This is a genomic window from Pseudoalteromonas fuliginea (genome assembly GCF_000690055.1).
In the GTDB taxonomy this organism is placed as follows: Bacteria; Pseudomonadota; Gammaproteobacteria; order Enterobacterales; family Alteromonadaceae; genus Pseudoalteromonas; species Pseudoalteromonas fuliginea.
Genome location: NZ_JJNZ01000201.1, coordinates 1 through 319 on the forward strand (window position 1 = coordinate 1; position 319 = coordinate 319).

General features: G+C 40.1%; 1 protein-coding gene. It reads left to right on the forward strand.

Going from position 1 to position 319, the window contains the following annotated elements; translation table 11 throughout:
• Positions 1 to 107: 107 nt before the first annotated feature.
• Positions 108 to 319 (forward strand): hypothetical protein (locus DC53_RS22775; RefSeq protein WP_033032542.1); only part of this gene is annotated, 212 nt, incomplete at its 3' end.

Below are 319 nucleotides of genomic sequence, written 5' to 3' on the forward strand. Positions count from 1 at the left end.
ACTAGAGCATTACACTTTTTTAAGTCGCCCTGTACTAGTAGACAACGAAACCATATTTGTAGGAAACAGCAAAAAAGTAACCGAAGCTACTATAGCACACCTACAAGATGAGTAAACGCACCCTTGCCCTTATTGCTGCCACACTAGTATCTATGATATATGGTGTAACCTTTACAGTAGCCAAAGACGTTATGCCTGCCTATGTAAAACCCTTTGGGTTTATAGCCGTTCGCGTGGGTATCTCTACACTACTATTTTGGCTGGTAGGTTTTTTTGTAACAAAAGAAAAAATAGATCGCGCCGATTTTCCGCGTATTAT